1 protein-coding gene is annotated in these 366 nt (G+C 56.0%); it reads right to left on the reverse strand.

The features are described 5' to 3' along the window. Positions 1-322, reverse strand: a 322-nt coding sequence (locus AC1D0P_RS32165; RefSeq protein WP_477680429.1) for a hypothetical protein, incomplete at its 3' end; no start/stop codon positions are given. Positions 323-366: the final 44 nt, after the last annotated feature.

The following is a 366-nucleotide window of genomic DNA, read 5'->3' on the forward strand; positions in this document are numbered from 1 at the left end:
TCAGGGCACTTGGCTGCATGGGACTTGCAATCGACAAATGCCCCAGCTTTTGAATCTGCTTATGGATTGCCCCGCTTGTCTGACGACCGTGTATCACGGCATAAAACGGCGCTTTGTCGGTCTGCGGTTCCGGCAAACTTGACAGGAACTTCAATAGATTGTCGGCTTCGACGCTCGGGTCCGCGATCAACTCCAGACGCTTGGCCAGATGATCGACAGTCTCCCGACGCAGCGCCGGCGCATGCGCCTCAAGATCCGTGAGGAGTGCTCGAATGTCCCGATAGATAAAGGGTTCGAGTTGGGAATAGAGAGGGAATCCCATGGATAAGACTTGACTGCCGCCGCTGAGCGTTGTCACGGCTCGGT

The organism is Polaromonas sp. P1_G2 (assembly GCF_056405515.1).